This is a genomic window from Cutibacterium nasicola, from assembly GCF_052654715.2.
The window spans coordinates 685,267-709,139 of the sequence record NZ_CP199745.2 but is presented as its reverse complement, the minus strand read 5'-3'; the positions used below and the strand labels follow the sequence as shown (position 1 = coordinate 709,139).

Genomic DNA, 23,873 nt, shown 5'->3' with positions numbered 1-23,873 from the left:
ATTGCAAGGCCAGGACGACCCCGTTCAGCGGGTCGGTCCGGTCCGGGTGTGGTCACGCCGAGGCCCTGCACACCACGCCGAGGGGACTCATGGTCGAGGTCAACGGTCATGAGGAGGAACTGCCCGCCAACGTCATGTACGCAATCTGGGACGCCTACGAGGTGGCCAGCAGTGTCTGAATGTGGCCGGTGAGGGGCTGGGACCCTCGGGCCCTTTTCTTCCTAGCCGTGCCAGTTGTGTCTGACAGAGTGGACGGACAGCCGGAAGGGCCCGGGGATCAGGAAATCCTGACCATCCGGACTCTCGTGTCACTCCTGCCTGCGCAGGAACGTGACGACAGACTCAGACGTTGAAGCCGATCGCCTGGAGCTGCGCCCGACCATCGTCGGTGATGCGCTCCAGACCCCACGGCGGCAGCCACACCCAATTGATCGTAGCGGACTTGACGATCCCCTCGAGCACCGTCTGGGTGTCGTACTCCAGACGATCCGTCAGCGGGCAGGTGGGGCTGGTCAGCGTCATGTCGATGGTGACATTGCCCTCGTCGTCGATGTTGACCCCGTAGACAAGGCCAAGGTCAACGACGTTGACCATGAGCTCGGGGTCGATGACGTCCTTCATCGCCTCAATGACGTCGTCGACGCTCGGCATGGCCGTCAGCGTCACTTCCTGGTCGGGCACGGCGTTGTCGTCGCTCATCAGCCCTCCTCCTTCGTGTCATTCTTATCCGCGGTGTCGGCAGTGGCTCGGGGCTTCTCCGGGGAGTCCTCGATCGCCTTGAGCAGGCCGTCCTCCAGTGCCGACCAGCCGAGCATCGCGCACTTGACCCGGGCCATGAGCTTGGCGACTCCCTCGAAGGCAATGGCGTCCTCGTAGGTGTCCTCGTCGAGTTCGACGGTGCCTCGAGAGCGCATCATTTCTCGGAACCCGCGGTAGAGTTCCTGGGCCTCATCAACGGTCTTACCGATGACCAGGTCTGTCATGACCGAGGTCGACGCCTGCGAGATCGAGCAGCCGACAGCGTCGTATGACACATCACTGATGACGTCCCCATCGAGGTGCACGCGCAACAACAACTCGTCCCCACATGACGGGTTGACCTGGGTCACCTCGGCGTCGTAGTCCTCGCGCAGACCACTGTGGTGCTTCTCCCGGTAGTGATCCAGGATGATCTGCTGGTACATCTCTTCGACGTTCATGCCACGCCTCCGGCGAAGAAGTTTCGAGCGTACTCGACCGACTCGACGAGGCGATCCACCTCGTCCATGGTCGAATACAGGTATGCCGACGCACGAAGGGAGGACTGTACGCCCAGTCTCTCGTGTAGCGGCCTGGCGCAATGGTGCCCGCCTCGCACTGCGACGCCGTGACCATCCATGATGCTCATGGCATCATGCGGATGCACACCCGCGACGGTGAAGGACACCGTTCCGGTACGGGCTGTGGTGTCGGTTGGCCCGAGGATACGCACTCCCTTGACGGTCTGAAGCTCCTTGAGCATCCGAGCAGCCAGGTGATGCTCGTGCTCGGCAATAGCCTCCATTCCGATGCCGTCGAGGTAACCGGCAGCTGCTCCGAGGGCGGCAAGCTGCGCGATCGGAGGAGTGCCAGCCTCGAATCGGTGCGGAGGCTCGGCGTAGGTCGATCCCTCCATACGCACAACCTCGATCATCTCGCCACCACCGAGGAAGGGTGGCAGTTCAGCGAGCAGATCGTGGCGGCCCCACAGGATGCCAATACCCGTCGGGCCACACATCTTGTGGCCGGTGAAGGCCACCAGGTCGGCGCCCGAGGTCGTCACATTCACGGGCATCTGTGGCACGGCCTGGGATGCATCGACAACCATGACGGCACCGACGGCATGAGCCTGTTCGGCGATCCTTCCGATGGGGTTGATCGTCCCCAGCACGTTGGAGGCCAAGGTCAGGGAGACGACCTTGGTGTGCTCATTGATGAGCTCATCCGCCTCGGCCTTCTCAAGGTCGAGACGCCCGTCGTCGGTGATGTCGAACCACCGCAGGGTGGCTCCGGTGCGCTGACACACGAGCTGCCATGGCACCAGGTTGGAGTGATGCTCCATTACTGAGATGACGACCTCGTCGCCGGGCCCGAGACGCTCACCCAGGGTGTGAGCACACAGGTTGAGAGCCTCCGAGGCATTCGACAAGGCCACCACTTCCTCGGGACGAGACGCCCCGATGAACCGCGCGATGCGTTCGCGCCCGCCCTCGTATGCCTGGGTGGCCTCCAAACCGAGCTGGTGCATGGCCCGGGCAACGTTTGCGTTGTGACGGGCGTAGTGCTCACTCAGGGTGTCAATGACGACCTGCGGTTTCTGGGAGGTGTTGGCCGAGTCGAGGTACGTCAGCGGGTACTTCCCCACCTTGGTCGACAGGATGGGGAAGTCCTTCCTGATCTTCTCGACGTCATAGCTCATGATCAGGCGTTGGCCTTGGCGGCGGACAGGTACTTCTCGTAGCCCTCGGCCTCGAGCTCCTCGCCCAACTCCGGACCACCGGTGGCGGCCACCCGACCGTCGACGTAGACGTGAACCTGGGTGGGCTTCACGTAGCGCAGGATTCGGGTGTAGTGGGTGATCAACATGAGCCCGTGCTCCGGGTCGGTCATGTACCGGTTGACGGTGTTCGCGACGATCTTGAGGGCGTCAATGTCCAGGCCGGAATCGGTCTCGTCAAGGATGGCGAACTTCGGGCGGAGCAGCTCGAGCTGGGCCATCTCGGAACGCTTCTTCTCCCCACCGGAGAATCCCTCGTTGACAGAGCGCTCGGCGAAGTCGAGGTCGAGCTCCTGCCGGGTCAGGGCGTCGTTGACCTCCTTGACCCAAGTGCGCAGCTTCGGAGCCTGACCGTCGATGGCGGTACGGGCGGTACGCAGGAAGTTGGCGACGGAGACGCCGGGCACCTCGACCGGGTACTGCATCGACAGGAACAGACCTGCGCGGGCACGCTCGTCGACGGTCATGGCCAGCAGGTCCTCACCATCGAGGGTGACGGAACCGCCGGTGACGGTGTACTTGGGGTGACCGGCCAGGGTGTAGGCCAGGGTCGACTTGCCGGAACCATTGGGGCCCATGATGGCGTGGACCTCCCCGGAGTTGATGGTCAGGTCGACTCCCTTGAGGATCTGCTTGGGACCAGCCTCGGTCTCGACGTCGACATGAAGGTCATTGATCTGCAGGGTTGCCATGGTGGTTCAGGACTCCTTGGTGATGGGCTTGGCGACGTCGACGAGGACGTCGTCGCCGTCGATGGTCACGGGATAGACGGGAAGCGGCTCGGTAGCCGGAAGATTGCGCGGTGTGCCGGTGCGCAGGTCGAAGATCGACCCGTGCATGTAGCACTCGAGGCCACAGTCCTCGACGTCACCGTCAGCCATCGGCACGTGGGCGTGGGTGCAGATGGCTCCGACGGCGTGGACCTCACCCTCGGTGCGGACGAGGACGATTTCGGTGCCGTCGACCTCGAACTCCTGCGGGGAATTCTCCTTGAGGGCCGAGAGGCTGGTGACGGCCGGCATCACACCTCCTCCATCGTGGCGGCGGCGCCGAGGCTCTCGACGAGCTCGGCTTCGATGCGGTCGACGAGTTCCTCGGAGATCTCGGGCACGCCGATCTTGCGGACGATGTCGGTGAAGAAACCGTGCACCACGAGACGACGGGCCTCGGCCTCCTCGACACCACGTGACTGCAGGTAGAACAGCTGCTCGGCGTCGAAGCGTCCGGTGGAGGCGGAATGCCCCGCACCACGGATGTTGCCGGTCTGGATCTCCAGGTTCGGCACGGCGTCGGCACGGCAGCCCTCGGTGAGGACGAGGTTCTTGTTGGACTCGTAGGTCTCGATGTCCTCGGCCACCGGGCGGATGAGGACGTCACCGATCCACACCGAGTGAGCGTCCTCGCCCTGCAGGCAACCACGGAAGTCCACGTGGGACTCGGTGCTGGGGGCATTGTGGTCGACGAACAGGCGGTGCTCGATGTGCTGGCCGGCATCGGCGAAGTAGGTACCGAGCTGGGTCAGGTTGCCGCCGGGGCCGTTGTAGGAGGCCGTCTGGCAGATGCGCACGGCCTTGCCGCCGAAGCTGGCCTGGGCGGTACGGACGGTGGCGTCACGACCGATCTCGAAGGAGACCTGAGCACCATGGATGGCCGTGCCGTCCCACTCCTGGACGAAGAGGACGGTCACCTGGGCGCCGTCATCGACACGGAAGGTCCAGTTCTCGCCGAGATGGGCCACCCCACGGTGACGCACGATGACGGTGGCCTGAGCGTGGTTGCCGATCTCGACGACCACGTTGTGGTGGCAGGCGATCTCGTCGTTGTGACCGTTGATGGTGATCTCGACCGGAGCCTTGAGCTCGGCCTCGGACGGGATCACCAGACGACGATTGATGGCGTGCGGGTCGGTAGCGGCGAGGGCCGACAGACGATCCTGCGGGGTCTCGGCCAGGCCGTTCAGCTCGCTGGTGGCCAGGGTCGTCACGGTGATCCCGTCAGTCCCCTTGACGTCGACGTCGATGACGTCGGCTTCCTGGCTCGGCTCAAGGGCGAGCTCACAGAGGATCGGGGTGAAAGTCTTGATCGGGGTGAACCGCCAGACTTCCTCACGCCCGGTGGGCATGGGGTGATCGGCAACCTCCCACGACGGGGTGGGGTGCAGATGGGATTCGACGTCGTTCTCGATGGCGACGTTGTGGCCCTTCTCGGGCGCGGCGGCTGGTGCGCTCAACGCGGTGTCTCTCTTTCCAGGATGGGGTCGGGTTCGTCGGGGCAGGGTCGGATCAGCCGACCGCACCCTCCATCTGCAGCTCGATGAGCCGGTTGAGCTCCAGGGCGTACTCCATCGGGAGCTCCTTGGCGATCGGCTCGATGAATCCGCGCACGATCATGGCCATGGCCTCCTCCTCGGTCAGACCGCGCTGCATGAGGTAGAACAGTTGATCCTCGCTGACCTTGGAGACGGTGGCCTCGTGGGCCATGGACACCTCGTCAGTACGGATGTCGTTGTAGGGGTAGGTGTCCGAACGCGAGATGTCGTCCACCAGCAGGGCGTCACAGCGCACTGCCGAGGAGGAGTGGTGAGCGTCCTTGCCGACGGCGACGAGGCCGCGGTAGGCGGAGCGTCCGCCACCCTGGGAGATCGACTTGGAGACGATCGTCGAGGAGGTGTACGGGGCGTTGTGGACCATCTTGGCGCCGGTGTCCTGGTGCTGACCTTCAGCGGCGAAGGCAACCGAAAGAGCCTCGCCCTTGGCGTACGGACCCATGAGGTAGCAGGCCGGGTACTTCATGTTGGCCTTGGAGCCGATGTTGCCGTCGATCCACTCCATCGTGCCGCCCTCCTCGACGTAAGCACGTTGGGTGACGAGGTTGTACACGTTGTTCGACCAGTTCTGAATGGTCGTGTAGCGACAACGGGCGTTCTTCTTGACGATGATCTCGACGACGGCCGCGTGCAACGAGTCCGATTTGTAGATCGGAGCGGTGCAACCCTCGACGTAGTGCACGTAGGCACCCTCGTCGACGACGATCAGGGTCCGCTCGAACTGACCGAGGTTCTCGGTGTTCATGCGGAAGTATGCCTGCAGCGGGATGGTGCAGTGGACACCCTTGGGAACGTAGATGAAGGAGCCACCGGACCACACGGCGGAGTTCAGCGCGGAGAACTTGTTGTCACCGAGCGGGACTGCGCTGGCGAAGTGTTCGCGGAAGAGCTCGGGCTCTTCCTTGAGGGCGGTGTCGGTGTCGAGGAAGATGACTCCCTGCTTGCCGAGCTCCTCGTTGATCTTGTGGTAGACGACCTCGGACTCGTACTGGGCGGCCACACCGGCGACCAGACGATCCTTCTCGGCCTCCGGAATGCCCAGACGGTCATAGGTGTTCTTGATGTCGGTTGGCAGGTCCTCCCAGGACTGGGCCTGACGCTCCTGGGCGCGCACGAAGTACTTGATCTGGTCGAAGTCGATCGTGCTGATGTCGACACCCCATGTCGGCATCGGCTTGCGCTCGAAGAGCTTGAGAGCCTTGAGGCGCATGTCCAGCATCCACTGCGGTTCGTGCTTCATGGCCGAGATGCCACGCACCACCTCTTCGGACAGTCCGCGCTGGGAGGCCGCTGCGTAGGCATCGGAATCGTGCCAGCCGTATTTGTAGCCGCTGAGCGCAGCCAGGTGTTCGTCCTGGCTGGCGCCGGTGCCCGGGAGGCTCGCGGGGGTGTCAACCTGGGTCATGAAGGATCCTTTCGGATGGATGGACGCTTGGACGGCTCGGAGAAGGTCCGACGGGTGATCTCGACGTCGACGGGAACATGAGTGGTGCACACCCCGTCGCCGTGGGCAATCGTTGCCAACCGCTGGACGTGTGACCCGAGGAGTTCGGAGAACAACTGGGTCTCGACCTCGCACAACTGCGGGAAAACCTTGGCCACCTCAGCCACCGGGCAGTTGTGCTGGCAGATTTGCTGTCCAGCACCCGCCGGCCGGATGGTCGCCACGTACCCGTCCTCGGACAGGGCCTCGGCCAGCAACTGGGCCGGGACCTCATCGGGACGTTCCTCCCGAAGGCAGCGGTACCGCGACTCGATGTCGTCAACCCGTGCCTTGGCCACCGCGTCGAGGGCCGATGGCCCTGCAGCATCAGCAAGTTGGCGAAGGGCCGAGATCGCCAGGTCGTCATAGGCAGTGTAGTAATCGGCCCTGCCTTGATCAGTCAGGAAGAAGACACGGGAAGGACGACCTCGACCGCGCGCCCCGAAGACCTTCTTCTCACGGGAGTCGACGAGACCCTCCTGGACGAGGGAACTGAGATGACGACGTACCGCCGCTGCTGTCAGACCGAGACGATCGGCCAGCTCACTGGCCGTTGACGGGCCATTGTGAAGGATGGACGACATCACACGATCTCTCGTGGAGCTGTCCGCACTCCTCTGCTCGTGCTCGCCGACGACGTCGCGACCTGCAACGGGCACATCGGTGTCGGTCGAATTTTTCACAACCCCATTGTTACTTAAACCGACTCCAATGCAAATTAGGCAACCCTATGTCGATGCCGACCCGCCGGCGGGCACCCTGAGCAACAGAAGGCCGGGTCAGGCCTGGACCATGTGTGGCTCGTGTTCACTGATGCGAAGTCAGACCACCTGCGCAACACCAAGAGGATCACTTCTCGTCGGCATAGGTGCACTCGACCACTCGATGCTGGAAGACACGGCCATCGCCGAGGAAGAGGACCGTCACCTCGTTGGTGACCTCACAGTTGGATCCCTTGGAAAGCGGGACATCAGCCATGATCGGGGCTTTTCTCATCGAGTCGACGTCAGACTGGGTGAAGGACTCAAACTGCAGAACCTCGCCGTCATCCTCCCCACCAATCACACAGCCCCATGCCTTGTGTCCTTTGAGGGAATCCACATTCGACGTGGTGAGTTTCTCCGCCCGAGACATCACTCTGGTGTCCTGACATGCGGAGCGGACATCTGCAGACGAGGTCACCTTGATGCTCGGAGAAGGAGAGACCTCACCCCGAGAGTCGCCACATCCCGACAGGCCGACGAGACCAACCATCAGAACTGGCATCACAGCCAGCTTTCTCACCACGTCACCGACTTCTTCCACGCTCGAAGGGTCCTTGACGTAAACCCTCAAGCCAGAATAATCACGACAAAACTCGCCCCCACCCCATACGTCACGATACCGATCGAAAACGCTCGCCAATTCATCACTGGCGTCATTGACTTCCCTGAAACGAGAGCCATCAAAGGAATAATCCCCATCAGCAGACCGAGGACTCTCACAGATCGCACGGACCGGCCCCCCTCTTCCGGTGACGCTTGGGACACCCCTGCCTGAAGTACACCACAGCAGAGAATCCCCACAAGAACCAAAGCCAATCATGAATTCTCGTTCATAACCATCACCATTCTCACCGTTGAACGAGGTAACAGCACTAGCAGACACAGGTGTCATCGATGACCAAAGGGCGTCGTTACCCTTTTCCCGAAATTAAATGCCGCAACACCAGAACACCCACTCCGTCAAGCCTGCGACGACACTCACATAAAGTCCCCGCGTAGCAAGGGTCCGTACCCCACACATTTTTCCCCGCGAAGTGAGTGTCGGCCACGATGGGGTGTGAGCACCAAGAAGTATGCCCGGGCCTACCAGGCCGCTTCGGAGAAGGACAAGGGCCGGATCTTGGATCAGGTCGTGGAGGTGACCAGCTGGAACCGTGACCATGCCAGACAGCAGTTGAAGGCCCGTGCCGTCGACGGGCCGTTGTGCAGGATGGACGACCTCACGCGATCCCTCGTGTAGCTGTCATCACTGGCCTGCTGGTGCCCGCCGACGACATCGCGACCCGCGACTGTCAGGTGGCTCTCGGTCGTCAGCTCAAGTTCTCCCCGCACTCCACGATCCGATGCCACCACACCTGTCCATCGTCAGTCAGTATGTACACCTTGCCTGGCGCGACATGGCAGTCCGCGTCAGTGGGAACGGGTGTGTCGCCCAGGATTCCGGACTTGCGGATCTCACGCATATCGGCGTCACTGTAAGGGCCTTGAGGCACGACCCCCTCCGCTTGACCTGACGGTTTTACCCAGCACACCCAGGCCTTGTGTCCCTTGATGTGGGCAAGATTGGATGTAGTCAGCTCTTGAGCGCGGTCAAGCTGACCCCGGTCTCGGCACATAGCCAGTGCCGCTGATGATGTCGTCGCGACCGGTGATGAGGCCGGGTCGTCGGGCTTCGGGGTCGAGGTGCACGCCGTAGCCATCCCTACGATCACGACGATAGCACCCCACCATGCCGAGCTTCTCTTTACCATCCGACTGAGCTTTTCCATGCGCGAACTCCACTCAATTGCGTGGCGTAGTAGGTGCATCGTTTTTGTGTCCCCGGCTTCCACCACGAGTAACCTCTAACCAGGCCGGCATAGACCATCTTTCCGGATCCATTATTATAATACACTGGGCCGCCTGAATCTCCCCCTCTAGTACCATTACAACCATGGGAATTCCATCTACCCTCTTGCTTGGCAAGCTTTATTTGATGACCAGCCGTAACACCATCAAGCTTGATGCTACCAAAATTATCCTGCACGATATATCCGCAGATCTGCCCCGAAGTTCTACCTGAGCTGCACAGCTGACGGCCAATAGAGAGACCACCAAAATAGAGCCCAGCGCCAGGATGGCGTGATGACGAGGAATTCCCTGCGTTATACACGTTTGGCGAGTACGATTTTCCCGCAATCAACTTCCAGTCACCATAGACTTTCGCATTCCCCGGATATGCGGTAGTGTATTGATTTCCAACCGGCCTTTTCGCCGGGGTGTAGTGAGTACCACCAGGACAATGACCTGCCGTGAGCATCATATACTTACCCCCTAGACGAACACGGGGGCCAAGTGAACACATCAGTCCTTCTGCCTGAATATCGGCACCAGCAGAAAATGGCGGCGCATCATTCCCACGTGTCGCAGCATTCTTCCCTTCGATGCCAGTACGAATATAGACAATAGGAACTTCGACCGGACCATTGACCCTCCGAGCCATGCGAGGATCCGAGGACATGATCCGTACCGAGGCTTGCTTAGCCGATCGACTCGACGTCACCCCCGACGACTCAACGACCACCCGACCGTTTTCAGGATCCGAGTTGGCCGACATGACCGGAGATGGATCGCGATCAAGCGCAGCCTGCTCCGCGGCCTCAAATTCAAGGGACGAGAACCGGGATTTATAGACATGGATTCCCACCTTGGGATAATGAGCCGATACATCTCCGATAACCCTCTTGGACGCATCATCCTGATAGGCGATGTAGACTGCAAGACCGCTGTAATCGCGACAGAAATGCACCCCAGCCCAACTGTCACGATGCTCAGAGAAATAGTTCGACAGTTCTTCACTGGCCGCCAATGCGTCACGGCCAGGAGAGCCGATAAACTCATAGGATCCCGGTTCAGTCTGGGCGCTTTCGCAGGCAGGCTTCGATTCCTTGAGAGGAGGTTCAGCTGATGCACTCGGCCCTGTCCCGGCTATCGCGCCCACAACGAGAGCAGATGCCAGACACACTCCCATGGTTTTTCGCAGTTTCACGATACTTCTCCCATCAGTCGCTGATATCCAGTCACCGATGACCGAACGATGTGGTGTGAACTCACACCGAGACCCAAGTAGATGCCATCCACCACAAACATAAGCATCACCACAAACCCACGACAAGACCCGCACGGGTCGCCGAACCCGCATATTGCCTCGGGGCCGGATGTGTTCTGCTTGGTGACGTAGTGGCAGTGGATGACGAAGCCCCGACTGGAGCCCATCGTGGCGACGAAGCGCCACGATGCAGACCAAGACCGCAACACTTTCATCAGGCGCGGTCCTCGTCGTCAGAACCCATTAGAACGCCGCCCGGGACTCGTAGCTGCTAGATAGTGATAAATCTCACCTCGCTTGGACTAGACAACCGTGTAACACTTTGCAACACTGACACCACGCTGCAAACGACCGACAACGATACGTCGGCCTGATGCACAACTACGTGCTCGACGATGAGCGTCGAGCTGCCTCGAAAGGTGTACCCACATGCCTGACATCACGCGTCGCTCAATGCTTTTTGGAGGTCTCGGTGTTGCTGCCGTCGGCGTCCTGTCCGCATGCGGCGGCAATGACTCCCCCTCGTCATCCACCTCGTCAGCATCCGGTGCTGCGTCCTCGGCCGCCGGAGCTGCCGGCTCAATCCTGGTGTGGACTGACTCCAACCGTGAACCCGTCCTTCGGAAGGTCGCCGAGCAGTTCAAGTCCGACACCGGGGTCACCGTCAAGCTGGCCGTCAAGGACTTCGCCAAGATCCCCGACGACTTCATCACCCAGGTCCCGACCGGTAAGGGCCCTGACGCCGCCATCGCTGCCCACGACGGCACCGGTCGCATGGTCGAGAACGGTGTCGTCGCCCCACTGGAGCTCGACGACACCTCCGCCTACCAGGGCGTCGCCATCCAGGCCTTCACCGTCAACGGCAAGATCTACGGCGTTCCTTATGCCACCGAGAACATTGCTCTGGTTCGCAACACCAAGCTCGTCACCGACGCCCCGAAGACCTTCGACGAGATGATCGAGATGGGCAGGAGGTCCGGCGCGAAGTACCCCTTCCTCGTGGGGCTTGACCCCAAGGAGTCCGATCCGTACCACCTGTACCCATTCCAGGCCTCCTTCGGCGCCCCGGTTTTCGAGTTCAAGGACAATGGCTTCGACGCCGCCAAGGTCGCCATGGGCGGTTCCAATGGCGAGAAGTTCGCCGCATGGCTGGCCGAGCAGGGGAAGGCCAAGAACCTCAACCTCAACATCTCCCAGGACATCTCCAAGGATCTGTTCGGCAAGGGCGAGGCTGCCTTCATCCTCACCGGACCGTGGAACCTCGACGGCTTCAAGAAGGCTGGCATCAGCTACGAGATCAGCGAAATCCCTTCTGCCGGTGGCCAGCCCGCCACCCCGTTCGTCGGCGTCCAGGGATTCTGGATGAGCGCCAAGACCAAGAACGCCGTCGCCACCCAGAAGTTCCTCGTCGAGTACGTCGGCAACCCGGACGTTCAGGCCGAGCTGTTCAAGGTCGGCAATCGTCCACCGGCCAACAAGCAGGCCTTCGAGAAGGCCAAGGCGGACAAGGACGTCGCTGCATTCGGCGCCGTCGGCCAGAAGGCCGTCCCGATGCCGAACATCCCCGCCATGGGATCGGTGTGGGCTGACTGGGGCGTCGCCGAGGCTCAGATCATCAGCGGCAAGGTCTCCAACCCCAAGGCCACCTGGGACAAGGCCGTGACGTCCATCAACGACAAGATCAAGAAGGGCTGATCTCAGCCTCCAGGTGGGGGCGCACGACGTCGCGCGCCCCCACCTCCCGCAACGCCAGTGCCGGCGTTTCCTCACATGCCCCGCTGAACCGGAGAACCCCACATCATGTCGTCATCATCAACCGTCGACCACGAGTCACGGGAAAAGCGTGTCGCCGCAGCCAGCGGCAAGTACTCCGGGTCACTGTGGGCCTGGATCCTCAAGATCGCACTTCTCGGCGTCCTCGACGCGATCGCCGTCTACGGCGTCATGACTGCCATCGCCCATGGATCCACTGCAATGGCCATCGGCATCGGCGTCATCGCCGTCATCATCACCCTCATCTACCTGCCACCCAACCGGATGCTGCCGGCCAAGTACCTGGCTCCCGGCATCGTCTTCATGCTCGTCTTCTCGGTGGGCGTGATGGCCTACACGATCTACGTGGGCTTCACAAATTACGGCGATGGGCACAACGGCAGTCATGACGACGCCGTCGCAGCCATCCAACGAGACAACCAGCAACGTGTCCCCAACGCTCCGGTCTATGACTCGAGCGTCGCCGAGAAGGATGGCAAGCTGGCCCTGATCATCATCGATCCCAGTACCAAGAAGGTACGAGCTGGCACGTCCGATCAGCCCCTGGAACCCGTCGATGGGGCACAGCTCAACTCTCTGGGAAGGATCAAAGATCTTCCGGGCTACCGCGTTCTCCCGTTCTCTGAGGTGTCCCAACGCAGCGATGAGATCTCTCAGTTGCAGGTTCCCGTCTCCAAGGGCGCATCAGCCGGATTCATCCGCACCACGACTGGCTCACAGGCCTTCGAATTCACCTCGACGATGACCTACGACGAGAAGACCGCGACGATGACTGACACGAACGGCACCGTCTACAAGGACAACGGTCACGGCAACTTCGTCTCAGCCTCCGGCAAGGCATTGGAGCCCGGTTGGAAGGTCACCGTCGGGTTCGAGAACTTCAAGAAGGCTCTCACCGACCATGATGTCCGCGGACCGTTCCTGAGGGTGACCGCGTGGACCTTCGCCTTTGCCGTGCTATCGGTGTTGACGACCTTCGCCCTCGGTCTGGCCCTGGCCCTGTTGTTCAACGACACCTCCATGAAGGGACAGAAGTTCTACCGCATCCTCATGCTCCTGCCCTATGCCTTCCCAGGGTTCCTGTCAGCCCTGGTGTGGTCGGGGATGTTCAACCAGGAGTTCGGCTTCATCAACCAGGTGTTGCTGGGTGGAGCATCCATTCCCTGGTTGACAGATCCCTGGATCGCCAAGGCAGCGGTCCTCATCGTCAACCTGTGGCTGGGTTTCCCCTACATGTTCATCGTCTCGACGGGCGCTCTGCAGTCCATCCCGGGAGACATCCTGGAAGCCTCTCGGATCGACGGCGCGAGCGCCTGGCGCACCTTCACGAAGATCAAGCTGCCACTGCTCATGGTGCCGCTGGCACCGCTGCTCATCAGTTCCTTCGCCTTCAACTTCAACAACTTCGTCCTCATCTACATGCTGACCCTCGGTGGCCCCCGATTCACCGACACCAGCCTCGATGTCGGCGCCACCGACATCCTCATCTCGATGGTGTACAAGGTCGCCTTCTCCGGTGCCAGTCGTGACTACGGCCTGGCCAGCGCCTTCTCCGTCATCATCTTCATCATCGTCGGCGTGATCTCCTGGCTCGGATTCCGCCAGACCAAGGACCTTGAGGAGGTCAACTGATGAGCACCGCAACAGTGTCCTCTGCCATCAAGGACGCCAACTGCCGCACGCCGTTCTCCAAGCGACTCAAGTCGCAGTGGTGGCGTCATCTGCTCGGCATCATCGCTGTTGTCTTCGCGGCCTTCCCACTGGTCTACGTGCTCTCGGCGTCCCTGTCGCCAGGCGGCACCCTGACCGGCTCCAACCAGCTGTTCTCGAAGATCGACTTCTCGAACTATTCCAAACTCATGAGCGACCCTGTGCGTCCGTACGGTCGGTGGTACCTCAACACCGTCATTATCGCCGCGGTCACCGCGATCTTCACCGTCTTCCTGGGAGCTCTGGCTGCCTACAGCTTCTCCCGGATGCGCTTCAAGGCGCGTCGCGGTGGTCTGTTGGCTCTCATGCTGGTGCAGATGTTCCCCCAGCTTCTGACGGTGGTGGCCATCTTCCTGCTACTGACATGGCTCGGTGACGTCTACCCGGTGCTGGGCATCGGGTCCCGGCTGGCGCTCATCATGGTGTACCTGGGCGGAGCCCTGGGAGCGAACACCTACCTCATGTACGGCTTCTTCAACACCGTGCCGCAGTCCCTCGACGAGGCTGCCCGGATGGACGGTGCAGGCCATGCCCGCATCTTCTTCACCCTCATCCTGCCGCTGGTGGCCCCGATTCTGGCGGTCGTCGGTCTGCTGAGCTTCATCGGCTCCTTCACCGAATACGTGGTGGCCTCGGTCATTCTTGGTGCCGACCCACATACCTCGACCCTGGCCATCGGTTTGTACCAGTACGTCTCCACTGAGACCAGCTCCAACTGGGGAGTCTTCGCGGCCGGCGCCGTGCTCGCCGCCCTTCCCCCAATGGTGCTGTTCCTCTGGCTGCAGAAGTACATCGTCTCCGGGCTGACCGGTGGGGCGGTGAAGTGACGTGACACACTGCCGGGAGGAGAAGAGATGAGCGGACCAACCCTTGCCGAGATCGCCGACCAGGCAGGTGTCAGCCAGGCCACCGTCTCCCGGGTCCTCAATGACAAGCCCGGGGTCTCAGACTCCACCCGGCAGTGTGTGCTCACCGCCCTCGACGTCCTGGGGTATCAGCGCCCCACCCACCTCAAGCCCGTCACGACGGGGCTCGTCGGACTCATCGTTCCCGAGCTCACCAATCCCGCCTTCGCAAGCTACGCCCAAGCTATTGAGACCCTGCTTTCGCGGAAGGGGTACGCCACCGCCGTATGTACCCAGGCCCCCGGCGGCATGCGCGAGGACGACTACATCCGGGTGCTGCGATCACGTCAGGTCTCGGGAATCATCGTCATGTCAGGGTCGCATGCCGACACCACTGCGGACATGTCCACTTACCACCACCTCGTTGACGTCGGGTTACCGTTGGTGCTTGTCAACGGGTATTCGCCCACCATTGCGACGCCGCAGATCAGTGACGACGACGTGTCCGCCATGGATCAGGCTATCGCCCATCTCGTCAGCCTTGGGCACGAGCACATCGGCCTCGCGGTGGGTCCTCGCAGATACGTCCCGGCACAGCGCAAGGAACAAGGTGTACGCGCGGCCATGGATCGTCGACTCGGCGGGCATGGCAGGGTCGCCGTCAGCAACACCGTGTTCTCCGTCGACGGCGGAGCTCATGCGGCTGTCGACCTCCTCGGTCAGGGGGTCAGCGCCATCATCTGTGGCTCCGACCTCATGGCTTTGGGAGCAATCCGGGCCGTCCGCGCACAGGGCCTGTCGGTCCCCCGTGACGTCTCCGTCATCGGTAGCGATGACTCAGCCCTGATGCGGTACACCGATCCCCCGCTCACGAGTCTGCATCAGGACGTCGGGCTCATCTCGACGATGGCGGTGCAATCTCTCATCGGTCTGGTGCGCGGTGACGCGGTTTTCCTCAGAGAGAGACTGGTGCGCCCGGAACTGGTCATACGCGCTACGACGGGGCCCGCCCGAGGCGCATGAGCATCCTGAAAACCCTGAAGTAACGGCGCGAGAGTGAGTCTCACACGATACGGGGCCCAGCTCCGTTGACGCGGAGCCGGGCCACAACCACAGCGAACGGCCAGATCACTTCTCGTCGTGATACGAACACTCGACCAACCGATGCTGGAAAATACGGCCATCCTCAAGGAATAATAGATACACGGCACCGTGAGGGACGTCACAGCTGGATCCCGTCGGGACGGGGACGTCAGCCATAATGGGGTCTTTCTTCATTGAGTCGACGTCAGCCTGAGTGATGGTCTCAAACTGCATAACCTCGCCGTCATCATCTCCACCAACTGCACAGCCCCACGCCTTGTGCCCCTTGAGGGAATCAACATTCGAGGTGGTGAGCTTCTCTGCCCGAGAGGTCATAGAAGAGTCTCGACATGCAGAGCGAGCCGCTGCCGACGAGGTCACCTTGACCTCCGGAGAAGGCGAGGTCTCGCCCTGCTGACCGCCACACCCTGATAAGCCGACGACCCCAACCGCCAAGGCTGACATCAAGGCTACTCTTCTCACCACTTCACCGACCCCTTCCACGCACGAACACCGCTCAGTTGGGTTACATAATAAGTGCAACGATACTGCGTTCCGCGCTTAGCCCTCGAGTGGCCCGTGACGATTCCAGTATAAATCATCTTCCCAGACCCATTGTTGTAATATGCCGGACCCCCAGAATCTCCTCCTCGGAAACCGTTACAGCCATGCGTATTGATCCGACCTTCTTTTTTCGCGAGTTTCGTAATATGCCCAGTCGATACGTTACCAATTTTTACCCTCGCGAAAGTTGACTGAACTACAAACCCGCAAATCTGGCCTGTCGTCCTCCCAGAAGTACATAACTGGTGGCCACCCGACAAAGCACCGAAGTTCGCCCCAGCCCCGTGGTGTCGAGATGAGGACGATGATCCAGAATCATAGACGTCGGCAGAATACGATTTCCCCGATAACATCTTCCAATCACCATATATACTGGCATTTCCTGGGTAGGACGTGGTATACTTATTGCCCACACTTTTCCCCTGTGGGGTATAGTGAGTTCCACCGAGACAGTGCCCTGCAGTGAGCATCACATAGCGGCCATTATAATAAACCCTGGGCCCCAACGAACACATGAAGCCCTAAGCCCTGATATCTGCCCCAGATATAAAAGGAGATGCGTCATTTCCACGAGTGGACGCATCTCCACTCTCGATATTGTTTCCAATATATACCACAGGGACGACGGCATGTGAGCCTACCGCTCGATCAGATGGAATACGCGCCTGTTTCAAATCACCCGTCGGCGCGCCCGTCTCGACGAGAACCCTTCCCCTTTCAGGATCAGGCTCAGTAGACAGGGTCGGCGACAAATCCTTCCGCATAACCTCATCTTGAGCTGATTCCAGATCTAACGACGAGAACGGAACCTCAACGAAATAAATAGGAATAGTAGGGTGCTTTTGTTTAACCGGATCAGCCAATGAAATACTCGAAGAATTCTTGACGTAGACCCTCAAACCAGAATAGTCACGACAAAACTCAACCCCACCTCACACATCGCGATGCTGACTAAAAATACTCGCCAATTCCTCATCAGCGTGATTGGCTTCCTTGGAGGATGAACCATCCCAGGAAGCATCCCCATCCGCAGACCGAGGACTCTCACATATGGCACGAGGCGATTCTCCCCGCTCCGGTAATGCTTGGGATACCTCTGCCTGAAGTGCCCCACAGCAGAGAACTCCACCTAGAGCCAAGGCCAACAACGAATTCTTTTCACGTCCATCACCTTCCCACCGCTCACAATGTCATGTATACAGTGTCATGTATACAGTTGGCGTAACCGTGTGCGACGTGGGGTAGCCTCACTGCCTCCCCCACGTCGCACACGCAAGTTTACCCACCCGGGCGCACAACCCGACGAGACTCACATCACCAGATTCCTTCCACTGCCACACTCGCCGGCCTCTCTTGCTATTGCTCACGTCTTTACAGGAACTACACGTACTTGCAAGAGGACGGCAACGGCACTCCCCCTCGCGAGTTCCCCCTCGACGACGAGGTCAAGTGGATGCACGAAAACCCGATCCTTGCCTTCATGGAGATTCCGAATAACTGCGACCCGGATGACGGCACCGTCCAGCTGCTGACCAACCACCGTCGGACCTGCCAACATCGCATCGTGACCTGCACGTTCAACGACAGGTTCTGAGCACCCATTCCGGGACATGCCGAGACGCGCTGAACCCATGAGCGATACCGGCCCGACACGGTGACATTCTGCACATCTCGACGCCAACTGCTGACAATACGACCACCACGTCATACGGTTGGAAGCAAGGCCTGCACTCACGCAGGTGCACGAGAATTCTCAGGGAAGAGACAGGATCGTGAACACGATTGACAAGGGGGTCTCCCCCATGAAGCGCCTACTAGGCTGCACACTGCCCGTACTTCTCACCACCCTCGCCCTGGCCGGATGTGGCTCAAGCGGCGGGGAACCGAGGGGGGGAGGAGGAGGCGGCGGTGAGGCCAATCTGAAACTGCCTCCCCTCAATGAGCAGGTCGGAAACATCTCCGGAACCACGCTGCTGTGGATCGGACTGGTGATCTGCCTGTTCGGCCTGGTGTTCGGTCTGGTGACGTACTCCAAGCTGCAGAAGCTGCCCGTTCACGAGGCGATGCACGAGGTTTCCGAGCTGATCTACGAAACCTGCAAGACCTACCTCAAACAGCAGGCCAAGTTCCTCATGCTGCTGTGGGCCTTCATCGCTGTGGTGATCGTCGTGTACTTCCTGTTCCTGGAACACATGGGCGCCAAGGTGCTCATCATCCTGCTATTCAGCCTTGTCGGTATGGCGGGATCGTTCGGCGTCGCCTGGTACGGCATCCGCGTCAACACCTTCGCAAATTCTCGTACCGCCCATGCGTCGCTCCGCGGGTCTCCATGGGAAACCTTCGACATCCCCATGCGTTCCGGCATGAGCATCGGAATGGTTCTCATCAGCGTCGAGTTGACCCTCATGCTGTTCATCATGCTGGTACTGCCCGGCGACCTCGCTGGCCCATGTTTCATCGGGTTCGCCATTGGTGAGTCCCTTGGCGCAGCCTGCCTGCGTATTGCCGGCGGCATCTTTACCAAGATTGCTGACGTCGGCGCCGACCTCATGAAGATCGCCTTCCACATCAAGGAGGATGACGCCCGTAACCCGGGCGTCATCGCTGACTGCACCGGTGACAACGCGGGTGACTCGGTTGGCCCCTCCGCTGACGGCTTCGAGACCTACGGCGTCACCGGCGTCGCCCTCATCACCTTCGTGCTGGGAGCTGTTCCGGACCAGACCGAGCAGGTTCAGCTGCTGGTGTGGATCTTCGTGGTCCGTGTCGTCATGCTGATTGCCTCCTTCGTCTCATACCTCATCAACAACGCTGTCACCAAGGCCCGCTACGGCAAGGTCACCGAGATGGATTTCGAGAAGCCGTTGAGCTCGTTGGTCTGGATCACCTCGGTGATGTCGATCCTGTTGACCGTCCTGACCACCTGGTGGATGCTCGGCTCGATGGGCGACGGGACGATGTGGTGGAAGCTGTCCATCATCATCTCCTGCGGCACCCTGGCCGGTGCCCTCATCCCGGAGCTCGTCAAGGCCTTCACCTCGACGAATTCCCGTCACGTCCGTGAAGTCGTCACCAGTGCCCGCGAGGGCGGCGCCTCCCTGGACATCCTGTCTGGTCTGGTTGCCGGTAACTTCTCCGGATTCTGGCTGGGAATCGTCATCGTCGCCCTCATGGGTGCCTCCTTCCTCGTCTCCGGCACCGGTTCCGGCCTGGGCGACATGGGAGCGATGAGTGAGGTCAAGTGGGCCGTCTTCGCCTTCGGCCTCGTCGCCTTCGGTTTCCTCGGTATGGGAGCGGTGACGATCGCTGTCGACTCCTACGGTCCGGTCACCGACAACGCCCAAAGCGTCTATGAGTTGTCGACAATCGAGGACATCCCACACGTCTCTGACGAGATCGAGAAGCATTATGGATTCGCCCCCCGGTGGGACGTCGCCAAGCACATCTTGGAAGCTCAGGACGGTGCCGGTAACACCTTCAAGGCCACTGCCAAGCCTGTGCTCATCGGCACTGCTGTCGTCGGTGCAACCACCATGATCTTCTCGATCGTCATGATGCTCACCGAAGGTCTGTCAAACGCCGCTGAGGTCAACAAGCTCGGCCTCACCCACGCCCCGTTCCTGCTCGGTCTCATCGCTGGCGGTGCCATCATCTACTGGTTCTCCGGAGCCTCGATGCAGGCCGTCACGACCGGCGCCTACCGTGCCGTCGAGTTCATCAAGAACAACATGCAACTTGACGAGAACGCGACCAAGGCCTCCGCCGAGGATTCCAAGAAGGTCGTTCAGATCTGCACCGAATACGCTCAGAAAGGCATGCTCAACATTTTCCTGGGTGTGTTCTTCGCGGCTCTCGGGTTCGCTTTCGTCGATCCTTACTTCTTCATCGGGTACCTCATCTCGATCGCGGTCTTCGGCCTCTACCAAGCCATCTTCATGGCCAACGCTGGTGGAGCCTGGGACAACGCGAAGAAGATCGTTGAGGTCGACCTTGATGCCAAGGGCACCGAGCTGCACGACGCCTCCGTGGTGGGCGACACCGTCGGCGACCCGTTCAAGGACACCTCGTCAGTGGCCCTCAACCCGGTCATCAAGTTCACGACCCTCTTCGGACTGCTAGCCGTCGAATTGGCAGTGTCGATCGGCGCAGGTCCGCTCACCCACATCCTCGCTGCGGTGTTCTTCCTCATCGCCTGCTTCTTCGTCTACCGCTCCTTCTATGGCATGCGAATTGACTCGACGAAGGATCCCGGGCTCGACATCGTTGCCAGGGAGGCTGGTAGCGGGCTGTGAGTGGCGTAAGGGTTCTACACTGACCGTCGTGCCAGGAATCCCCTTGCCCCCGAGTGGTGACCCTCACGCTCCGACGGAAGCTCTGCTTCTTGAGGACGTGAGGGCCCCTTTTGGCCGTGTCACTGCTCTTGATGGGTTACGTCTGACCGCCGCCACCGGACTCATGTCTCACGATGCCAGGGCCTGCAGGGGCATCCGAGCCGACGAGCTACTGCACTACGTGGCTGGTTCCCTCATGGCCGAGGTCACCCTCGGGCTGGCCAATCTGGCCTACATCGTCAGTCTGGTTGCCGGTGCCGTCCTGCGGCCACTGGCAAGCCTGCTGATCTGGGCAATTCTGCTCAGAATGCTGGCACGAAAGTGGATCTCATGACCTCCCGAGATCGCCGTTTGCACGGTTGGTGCATCGCTGCCCTGGTCACCAACATGGGCATCATCGTCACCGGTGCAGTGGTGCGCCTGACCGGTTCAGGACTGGGATGCGATACCTGGCCCCGTTGCACCGCCGGGAAGTACACCCCACATGAGGCGATGGGGATTCACCCCTACGTCGAGGTCGGCAACAGGCTGCTCACCTTCATCCTCGTCGCGGTGGCGATCAGCCTGCTCGTCCGCTGCTACCGAGTCCGTGTCACGTCCCAGCTCACGGCCTTGGCATGGATCAACCTGGTGTCCATCACTGTGCAGGTTGTCATTGGCGCGATCTCGGTACACCTCGCGCTCAACCCGTTCATCGTGGCCTTGCGCCTGATGGTGTCGGTGGCGATCATCCTCGTTGACGTCAAGATGATCTGGTTGAGTGGACCTCATTCGAGCGAGGCCGTCGATGGACTGGCGATGGGGTTGGTGCGATCCACCGTCGCGATGATGTGTGTCGTGATGTGGCTGGGAACAGTGGTGACCGGATCTGGCCCCCACGCCGGAGACTCCGACTCAGTACGAACCGGGTTCAACATTGAGACTGTGGCACGACTGCATGGCATATCAGTGTGGATCACTGTAGCCCTGACCACCGCCTGCCTGGCCATCGCCACCACCCGCCACCTTGCCATGATGCGTCGCTGGAGCATTGGCTTGATGGCTGTCGAGATCTACCAGGCCATCATTGGATACTCCCAGTACCTCACCCACCTCAACCCGTGGCTGGTCATCTGGCACACGGTGGGCGTCGCGCTGTCGGCAGCAGCAGTTGGAGCCCTGTGGTGCAGCGTGCGTCCGACCCCTTCCCCAGTATTCAGGCCGTCCTGACGAGATCCCCCATGACGATGACGGGCGGGCCAGAGAATCATTCCCCAACTCACCCGTCATGTCGTCTGTACGGCGACGTGTCTGTGCTCACCGAATGACCACGCGTGCTCTCTGCACGCGGCCACCACTGCGCGCCTCGTCGGCCTGGACGACAACAGTCATGTATCCCTCTTCGTCAGACATCTTGAGCTGATGAGTGTGCCAGCCGCCATCGCAAGACCGGGATGGTGGCGCCCGTCTGACGGGCATTCATGAACAGCAGGACGCGAGCGTTCTGGGACCCCGCGTGGACATTCGGGAAAGCACGAATGATCTGGCCATTGTTGATGGGATCCACGAGGTCATTGGCCAGGAATACCATGCCACGTCCGGCCACCGTCTGGGGATAGGCCACCGTGCAGCCTCCGGAAACGAGCGGCGTCACGCGGACCGGTGTTGGCACGGCACACCAACTGGGTGTCCTCCTCGTCGAGCGCGGCAACGGGACATATCCGTCCGCCTGTCGCTGAGCACGCTCACGGACCGGGCAGCTTGACCGACTACCGTTGGGCTGGTGGAACCTCAGTTCCGCATCATGACTACCGGTTTCGGAAGGACGGGTGAGGTGGCAGGTCGAGACGCTTCAGGAAGCACCATCAGGGCGACCAGTGGGTGGCGCGGCGATCGCGTCAATCCATTACGAGATCCAGCCGACCGTCGACTGCCCCGTGTGGCGGGCCCGTGCGTCCTGGTGATGTTTGGCGTCACCGGCGACCTCTCGCGCAAGAAACTCATGCCGGCCGTGTACGACCTGGCCAACCGCGGCCTGCTGCCGCCAGGGTTCGGACTGGTGGGATTCGCCCGGCGCGACTGGGAGGACGAGGACTTCGCCAAGGTCGTTCATGACGCAGTGGCCGAGCACGCCCGTACCCCCTTCCGCGAGGAGGTCTGGGAACAGCTGCTTGAAGGGATTCGGTTCGTCCGCGGCGAATTCGACGACAACGAGGCCTTCGAACGGCTGGCTGACACGATTCGCGAGCTTGACGAGGAACGCGGAACGGGCGGCAACCATGCCTTCTACCTGTCGATCCCGCCGCACTCCTTCGAATCCGTGGTGAGCCAGCTCAAACGCCACGGCTTGACCGACCACGACTCCTCCCACTGGAGCAGGGTCGTCATCGAGAAGCCCTTCGGCCATGACCTGGAAAGCGCGCGAGACCTCGACGAGATCGTCGGGAGCGCGTTCAGCCCGGAGTCGGTCTTCCGTATCGACCACTACCTGGGCAAGGAAACCGTCCAGAACATCATGGCGTTCCGGTTCGCCAACCAGATTTTCGAGCCCATTTGGAACAATCACTACGTCTCCCATGTCCAGATCACCATGGCCGAAGACATCGGCATTGCGGGGCGAGCGGGGTACTACGACGGCATCGGAGCTGCCCGTGACGTCATCCAGAACCACCTGTTGCAGCTCATGGCCCTGACTGCCATGGAGGAACCGACGAGCTTCGACGCCGACCAGCTGCGCGCTGAGAAGACCAAGGTCCTGGCCGCCATCCAGCCCCCTGACGACATGGCGACCCAGACCTGCCGGGGGCAGTACGTTGCCGGTCGTCAAGGAGGGGAACGGGTGCGCGGCTACCTCGAGGAGGACGGCGTCGATCCGCACTCCCGCACCGAGACCTACGCAGCCGTCCGGTTGACCATCGACAACCGTCGGTGGGCAGGGGTGCCGTTCTACCTGCGCACCGCCAAGCGGGTGCCGCGACGGGTCACCGAGGTGGCCCTCAACCTGCAACGAGCCCCACACCTACCGTTCTCCGACACCGCGGCCCTTGGCACCAACGCCGTCGTGCTGCGTATTCAGCCCGATGAAGGAGTCACCCTGCGCTTCGGTGCCAAGGTGCCGGGCACCCAGATGGAGATCCGAGACGTCACGATGGACTTCGCCTACGGATCTTCCTTCACCGAAGCCAGTCCGGAGGCGTACGAGCGGCTCATCCTCGACGTCCTGCTCGGCGACCCGCCGCTGTTCCCCCGGCACGAGGAGGTCGAGTTGGCGTGGAAGATCCTCGACCCGATGCTCGACTTCTGGGCAGGATCCGACACTGCCCCGTACGACTATCCAGCCGGCTCCTGGGGTCCGTCCGAGGCTGACGAAATGATCGCCCGGGACGGCTTCGTCTGGCGTAGGCCCTGAGGA

General features: G+C 61.0%; 22 protein-coding genes and 3 pseudogenes. 11 read left to right on the top strand and 14 right to left on the bottom strand.

Annotated elements, in window-relative coordinates:
• Positions 1–342: 342 nt before the first annotated feature.
• From ACUCCZ_RS03235 to ACUCCZ_RS03195, 9 genes are all read right to left on the bottom strand, one after another.
• On the bottom strand, positions 343–699 hold the full coding sequence (locus ACUCCZ_RS03235) for a metal-sulfur cluster assembly factor (protein WP_435918111.1): 357 nt from the start codon (positions 697–699) through the stop codon (positions 343–345).
• On the bottom strand, positions 699–1,199 hold the full coding sequence (sufU, locus tag ACUCCZ_RS03230; protein ID WP_435918112.1) for a Fe-S cluster assembly sulfur transfer protein SufU: 501 nt from the start codon (positions 1,197–1,199) through the stop codon (positions 699–701). The genes ACUCCZ_RS03235 and sufU overlap by 1 nt, the downstream gene beginning before the upstream one ends.
• The gene (locus tag ACUCCZ_RS03225; protein ID WP_435918113.1) at positions 1,196–2,437 is read right to left on the bottom strand and encodes a SufS family cysteine desulfurase; all 1,242 of its coding nucleotides are present in this window, start codon (positions 2,435–2,437) and stop codon (positions 1,196–1,198) included. Before ACUCCZ_RS03225 ends, sufU begins: the two co-directional genes overlap by 4 nt.
• Before the next feature lie 2 nt (positions 2,438–2,439).
• Positions 2,440–3,207, bottom strand: a complete 768-nt coding sequence (gene sufC, locus ACUCCZ_RS03220) for a Fe-S cluster assembly ATPase SufC (RefSeq protein ID WP_435918114.1) — start codon at positions 3,205–3,207, stop codon at positions 2,440–2,442.
• Between the two features lie 6 nt (positions 3,208–3,213).
• Positions 3,214–3,537: a non-heme iron oxygenase ferredoxin subunit gene (locus ACUCCZ_RS03215; protein WP_435918115.1), complete on the bottom strand. Its 324-nt coding sequence runs from the start codon at positions 3,535–3,537 to the stop codon at positions 3,214–3,216.
• Positions 3,537–4,637 carry a Fe-S cluster assembly protein SufD gene (gene sufD, locus ACUCCZ_RS03210; protein WP_435918164.1) on the bottom strand — a complete coding sequence of 367 codons (1,101 nt, stop codon included), beginning with the start codon at positions 4,635–4,637 and terminating at the stop codon, positions 3,537–3,539. Before sufD ends, ACUCCZ_RS03215 begins: the two co-directional genes overlap by 1 nt.
• A 160-nt stretch (positions 4,638–4,797) precedes the next feature.
• Positions 4,798–6,246 (bottom strand): Fe-S cluster assembly protein SufB, encoded by a 1,449-nt coding sequence (sufB, locus tag ACUCCZ_RS03205; protein WP_435918116.1) that lies wholly within the window; start codon positions 6,244–6,246, stop codon positions 4,798–4,800.
• Complete coding sequence (locus ACUCCZ_RS03200) at positions 6,243–7,007, bottom strand: helix-turn-helix transcriptional regulator (RefSeq protein ID WP_435918117.1); 765 nt, start codon at positions 7,005–7,007, stop codon at positions 6,243–6,245. The genes sufB and ACUCCZ_RS03200 overlap by 4 nt, the downstream gene beginning before the upstream one ends.
• Before the next feature lie 166 nt (positions 7,008–7,173).
• A complete protein-coding gene (locus tag ACUCCZ_RS03195) occupies positions 7,174–7,590 on the bottom strand; it encodes a hypothetical protein (RefSeq protein ID WP_435918118.1) in 417 nt (138 codons plus the stop codon).
• A 555-nt stretch (positions 7,591–8,145) separates the two neighbouring features.
• On the opposite strand from ACUCCZ_RS03195, the gene ACUCCZ_RS03190 reads away from it, so the two are divergent.
• Positions 8,146–8,328: a hypothetical protein gene (locus ACUCCZ_RS03190; RefSeq protein ID WP_334353375.1), complete on the top strand. Its 183-nt coding sequence runs from the start codon at positions 8,146–8,148 to the stop codon at positions 8,326–8,328.
• Here ACUCCZ_RS03190 and ACUCCZ_RS03185 read toward each other — a convergent pair.
• The 3 genes and pseudogenes from ACUCCZ_RS03185 to ACUCCZ_RS03175 all read right to left on the bottom strand — a co-directional run.
• Positions 8,274–8,402, bottom strand: a pseudogene (locus ACUCCZ_RS03185) (transcriptional regulator); the annotation flags it as partial. The gene ACUCCZ_RS03190 and the pseudogene ACUCCZ_RS03185 overlap by 55 nt on opposite strands.
• 430 nt (positions 8,403–8,832) lie before the next feature.
• Entirely contained in the window at positions 8,833–10,116 is a 1,284-nt protein-coding gene (locus ACUCCZ_RS03180) for a chymotrypsin family serine protease (RefSeq protein ID WP_435918119.1), read from the bottom strand.
• A 362-nt stretch (positions 10,117–10,478) separates the two neighbouring features.
• Positions 10,479–10,781 carry a hypothetical protein gene (locus ACUCCZ_RS03175; RefSeq protein ID WP_417033807.1) on the bottom strand — a complete coding sequence of 101 codons (303 nt, stop codon included), beginning with the start codon at positions 10,779–10,781 and terminating at the stop codon, positions 10,479–10,481.
• On the opposite strand from ACUCCZ_RS03175, the gene ACUCCZ_RS03170 reads away from it, so the two are divergent.
• The 4 genes from ACUCCZ_RS03170 (at position 10,765) to ACUCCZ_RS03155 (ending at position 15,527) form a co-directional block, all read left to right on the top strand.
• Positions 10,765–11,871, top strand: coding sequence for a sugar ABC transporter substrate-binding protein (locus ACUCCZ_RS03170; RefSeq protein ID WP_065673448.1), 1,107 nt, complete (start codon positions 10,765–10,767; stop codon positions 11,869–11,871). The genes ACUCCZ_RS03175 and ACUCCZ_RS03170 overlap by 17 nt on opposite strands.
• Before the next feature lie 105 nt (positions 11,872–11,976).
• A complete protein-coding gene (locus ACUCCZ_RS03165) occupies positions 11,977–13,581 on the top strand; it encodes an ABC transporter permease subunit (protein ID WP_435918120.1) in 1,605 nt (534 codons plus the stop codon).
• Positions 13,581–14,486 carry a sugar ABC transporter permease gene (locus tag ACUCCZ_RS03160; RefSeq protein WP_016665788.1) on the top strand — a complete coding sequence of 302 codons (906 nt, stop codon included), beginning with the start codon at positions 13,581–13,583 and terminating at the stop codon, positions 14,484–14,486. The genes ACUCCZ_RS03165 and ACUCCZ_RS03160 overlap by 1 nt, the downstream gene beginning before the upstream one ends.
• 27 nt (positions 14,487–14,513) lie before the next feature.
• A complete protein-coding gene (locus ACUCCZ_RS03155; RefSeq protein WP_435918121.1) occupies positions 14,514–15,527 on the top strand; it encodes a LacI family DNA-binding transcriptional regulator in 1,014 nt (337 codons plus the stop codon).
• A gap of 105 nt (positions 15,528–15,632) precedes the next feature.
• On the opposite strand, the gene ACUCCZ_RS03150 is transcribed toward ACUCCZ_RS03155, so the two are convergent.
• The gene (locus ACUCCZ_RS03150) at positions 15,633–16,052 is read right to left on the bottom strand and encodes a hypothetical protein (protein WP_435918122.1); all 420 of its coding nucleotides are present in this window, start codon (positions 16,050–16,052) and stop codon (positions 15,633–15,635) included.
• Between the two features lie 1,489 nt (positions 16,053–17,541).
• Here ACUCCZ_RS03150 and ACUCCZ_RS03145 point away from each other — a divergent pair.
• The 5 genes and pseudogenes from ACUCCZ_RS03145 to ACUCCZ_RS03125 all read left to right on the top strand — a co-directional run bounded on the left by ACUCCZ_RS03145 (position 17,542) and on the right by ACUCCZ_RS03125 (position 21,691).
• Complete coding sequence (locus ACUCCZ_RS03145) at positions 17,542–17,745, top strand: hypothetical protein (protein ID WP_036975362.1); 204 nt, start codon at positions 17,542–17,544, stop codon at positions 17,743–17,745.
• Between the two features lie 208 nt (positions 17,746–17,953).
• The gene (locus ACUCCZ_RS03140) at positions 17,954–20,443 is read left to right on the top strand and encodes a sodium-translocating pyrophosphatase (RefSeq protein ID WP_435918165.1); all 2,490 of its coding nucleotides are present in this window, start codon (positions 17,954–17,956) and stop codon (positions 20,441–20,443) included.
• Positions 20,444–20,471: 28 nt separating this feature from the next.
• Positions 20,472–20,672, top strand: a pseudogene (locus ACUCCZ_RS03135) (ABC transporter ATP-binding protein); the annotation flags it as partial.
• A pseudogene (locus ACUCCZ_RS03130) lies at positions 20,664–20,816 on the top strand (ABC transporter permease); the annotation flags it as partial. The pseudogenes ACUCCZ_RS03135 and ACUCCZ_RS03130, both read left to right, overlap by 9 nt.
• Positions 20,813–21,691, top strand: a complete 879-nt coding sequence (locus ACUCCZ_RS03125; RefSeq protein WP_435918123.1) for a COX15/CtaA family protein — start codon at positions 20,813–20,815, stop codon at positions 21,689–21,691. The pseudogene ACUCCZ_RS03130 and the gene ACUCCZ_RS03125, both read left to right, overlap by 4 nt.
• A gap of 175 nt (positions 21,692–21,866) precedes the next feature.
• Here ACUCCZ_RS03125 and ACUCCZ_RS03120 read toward each other — a convergent pair whose 3' ends face one another.
• Positions 21,867–22,085: a hypothetical protein gene (locus ACUCCZ_RS03120; RefSeq protein ID WP_435918124.1), complete on the bottom strand. Its 219-nt coding sequence runs from the start codon at positions 22,083–22,085 to the stop codon at positions 21,867–21,869.
• A gap of 210 nt (positions 22,086–22,295) precedes the next feature.
• Between ACUCCZ_RS03120 and zwf the strand changes: the two genes are divergently transcribed.
• Positions 22,296–23,870, top strand: a complete 1,575-nt coding sequence (gene zwf, locus ACUCCZ_RS03115; RefSeq protein ID WP_435918125.1) for a glucose-6-phosphate dehydrogenase — start codon at positions 22,296–22,298, stop codon at positions 23,868–23,870.
• Positions 23,871–23,873 lie beyond the last annotated feature (3 nt).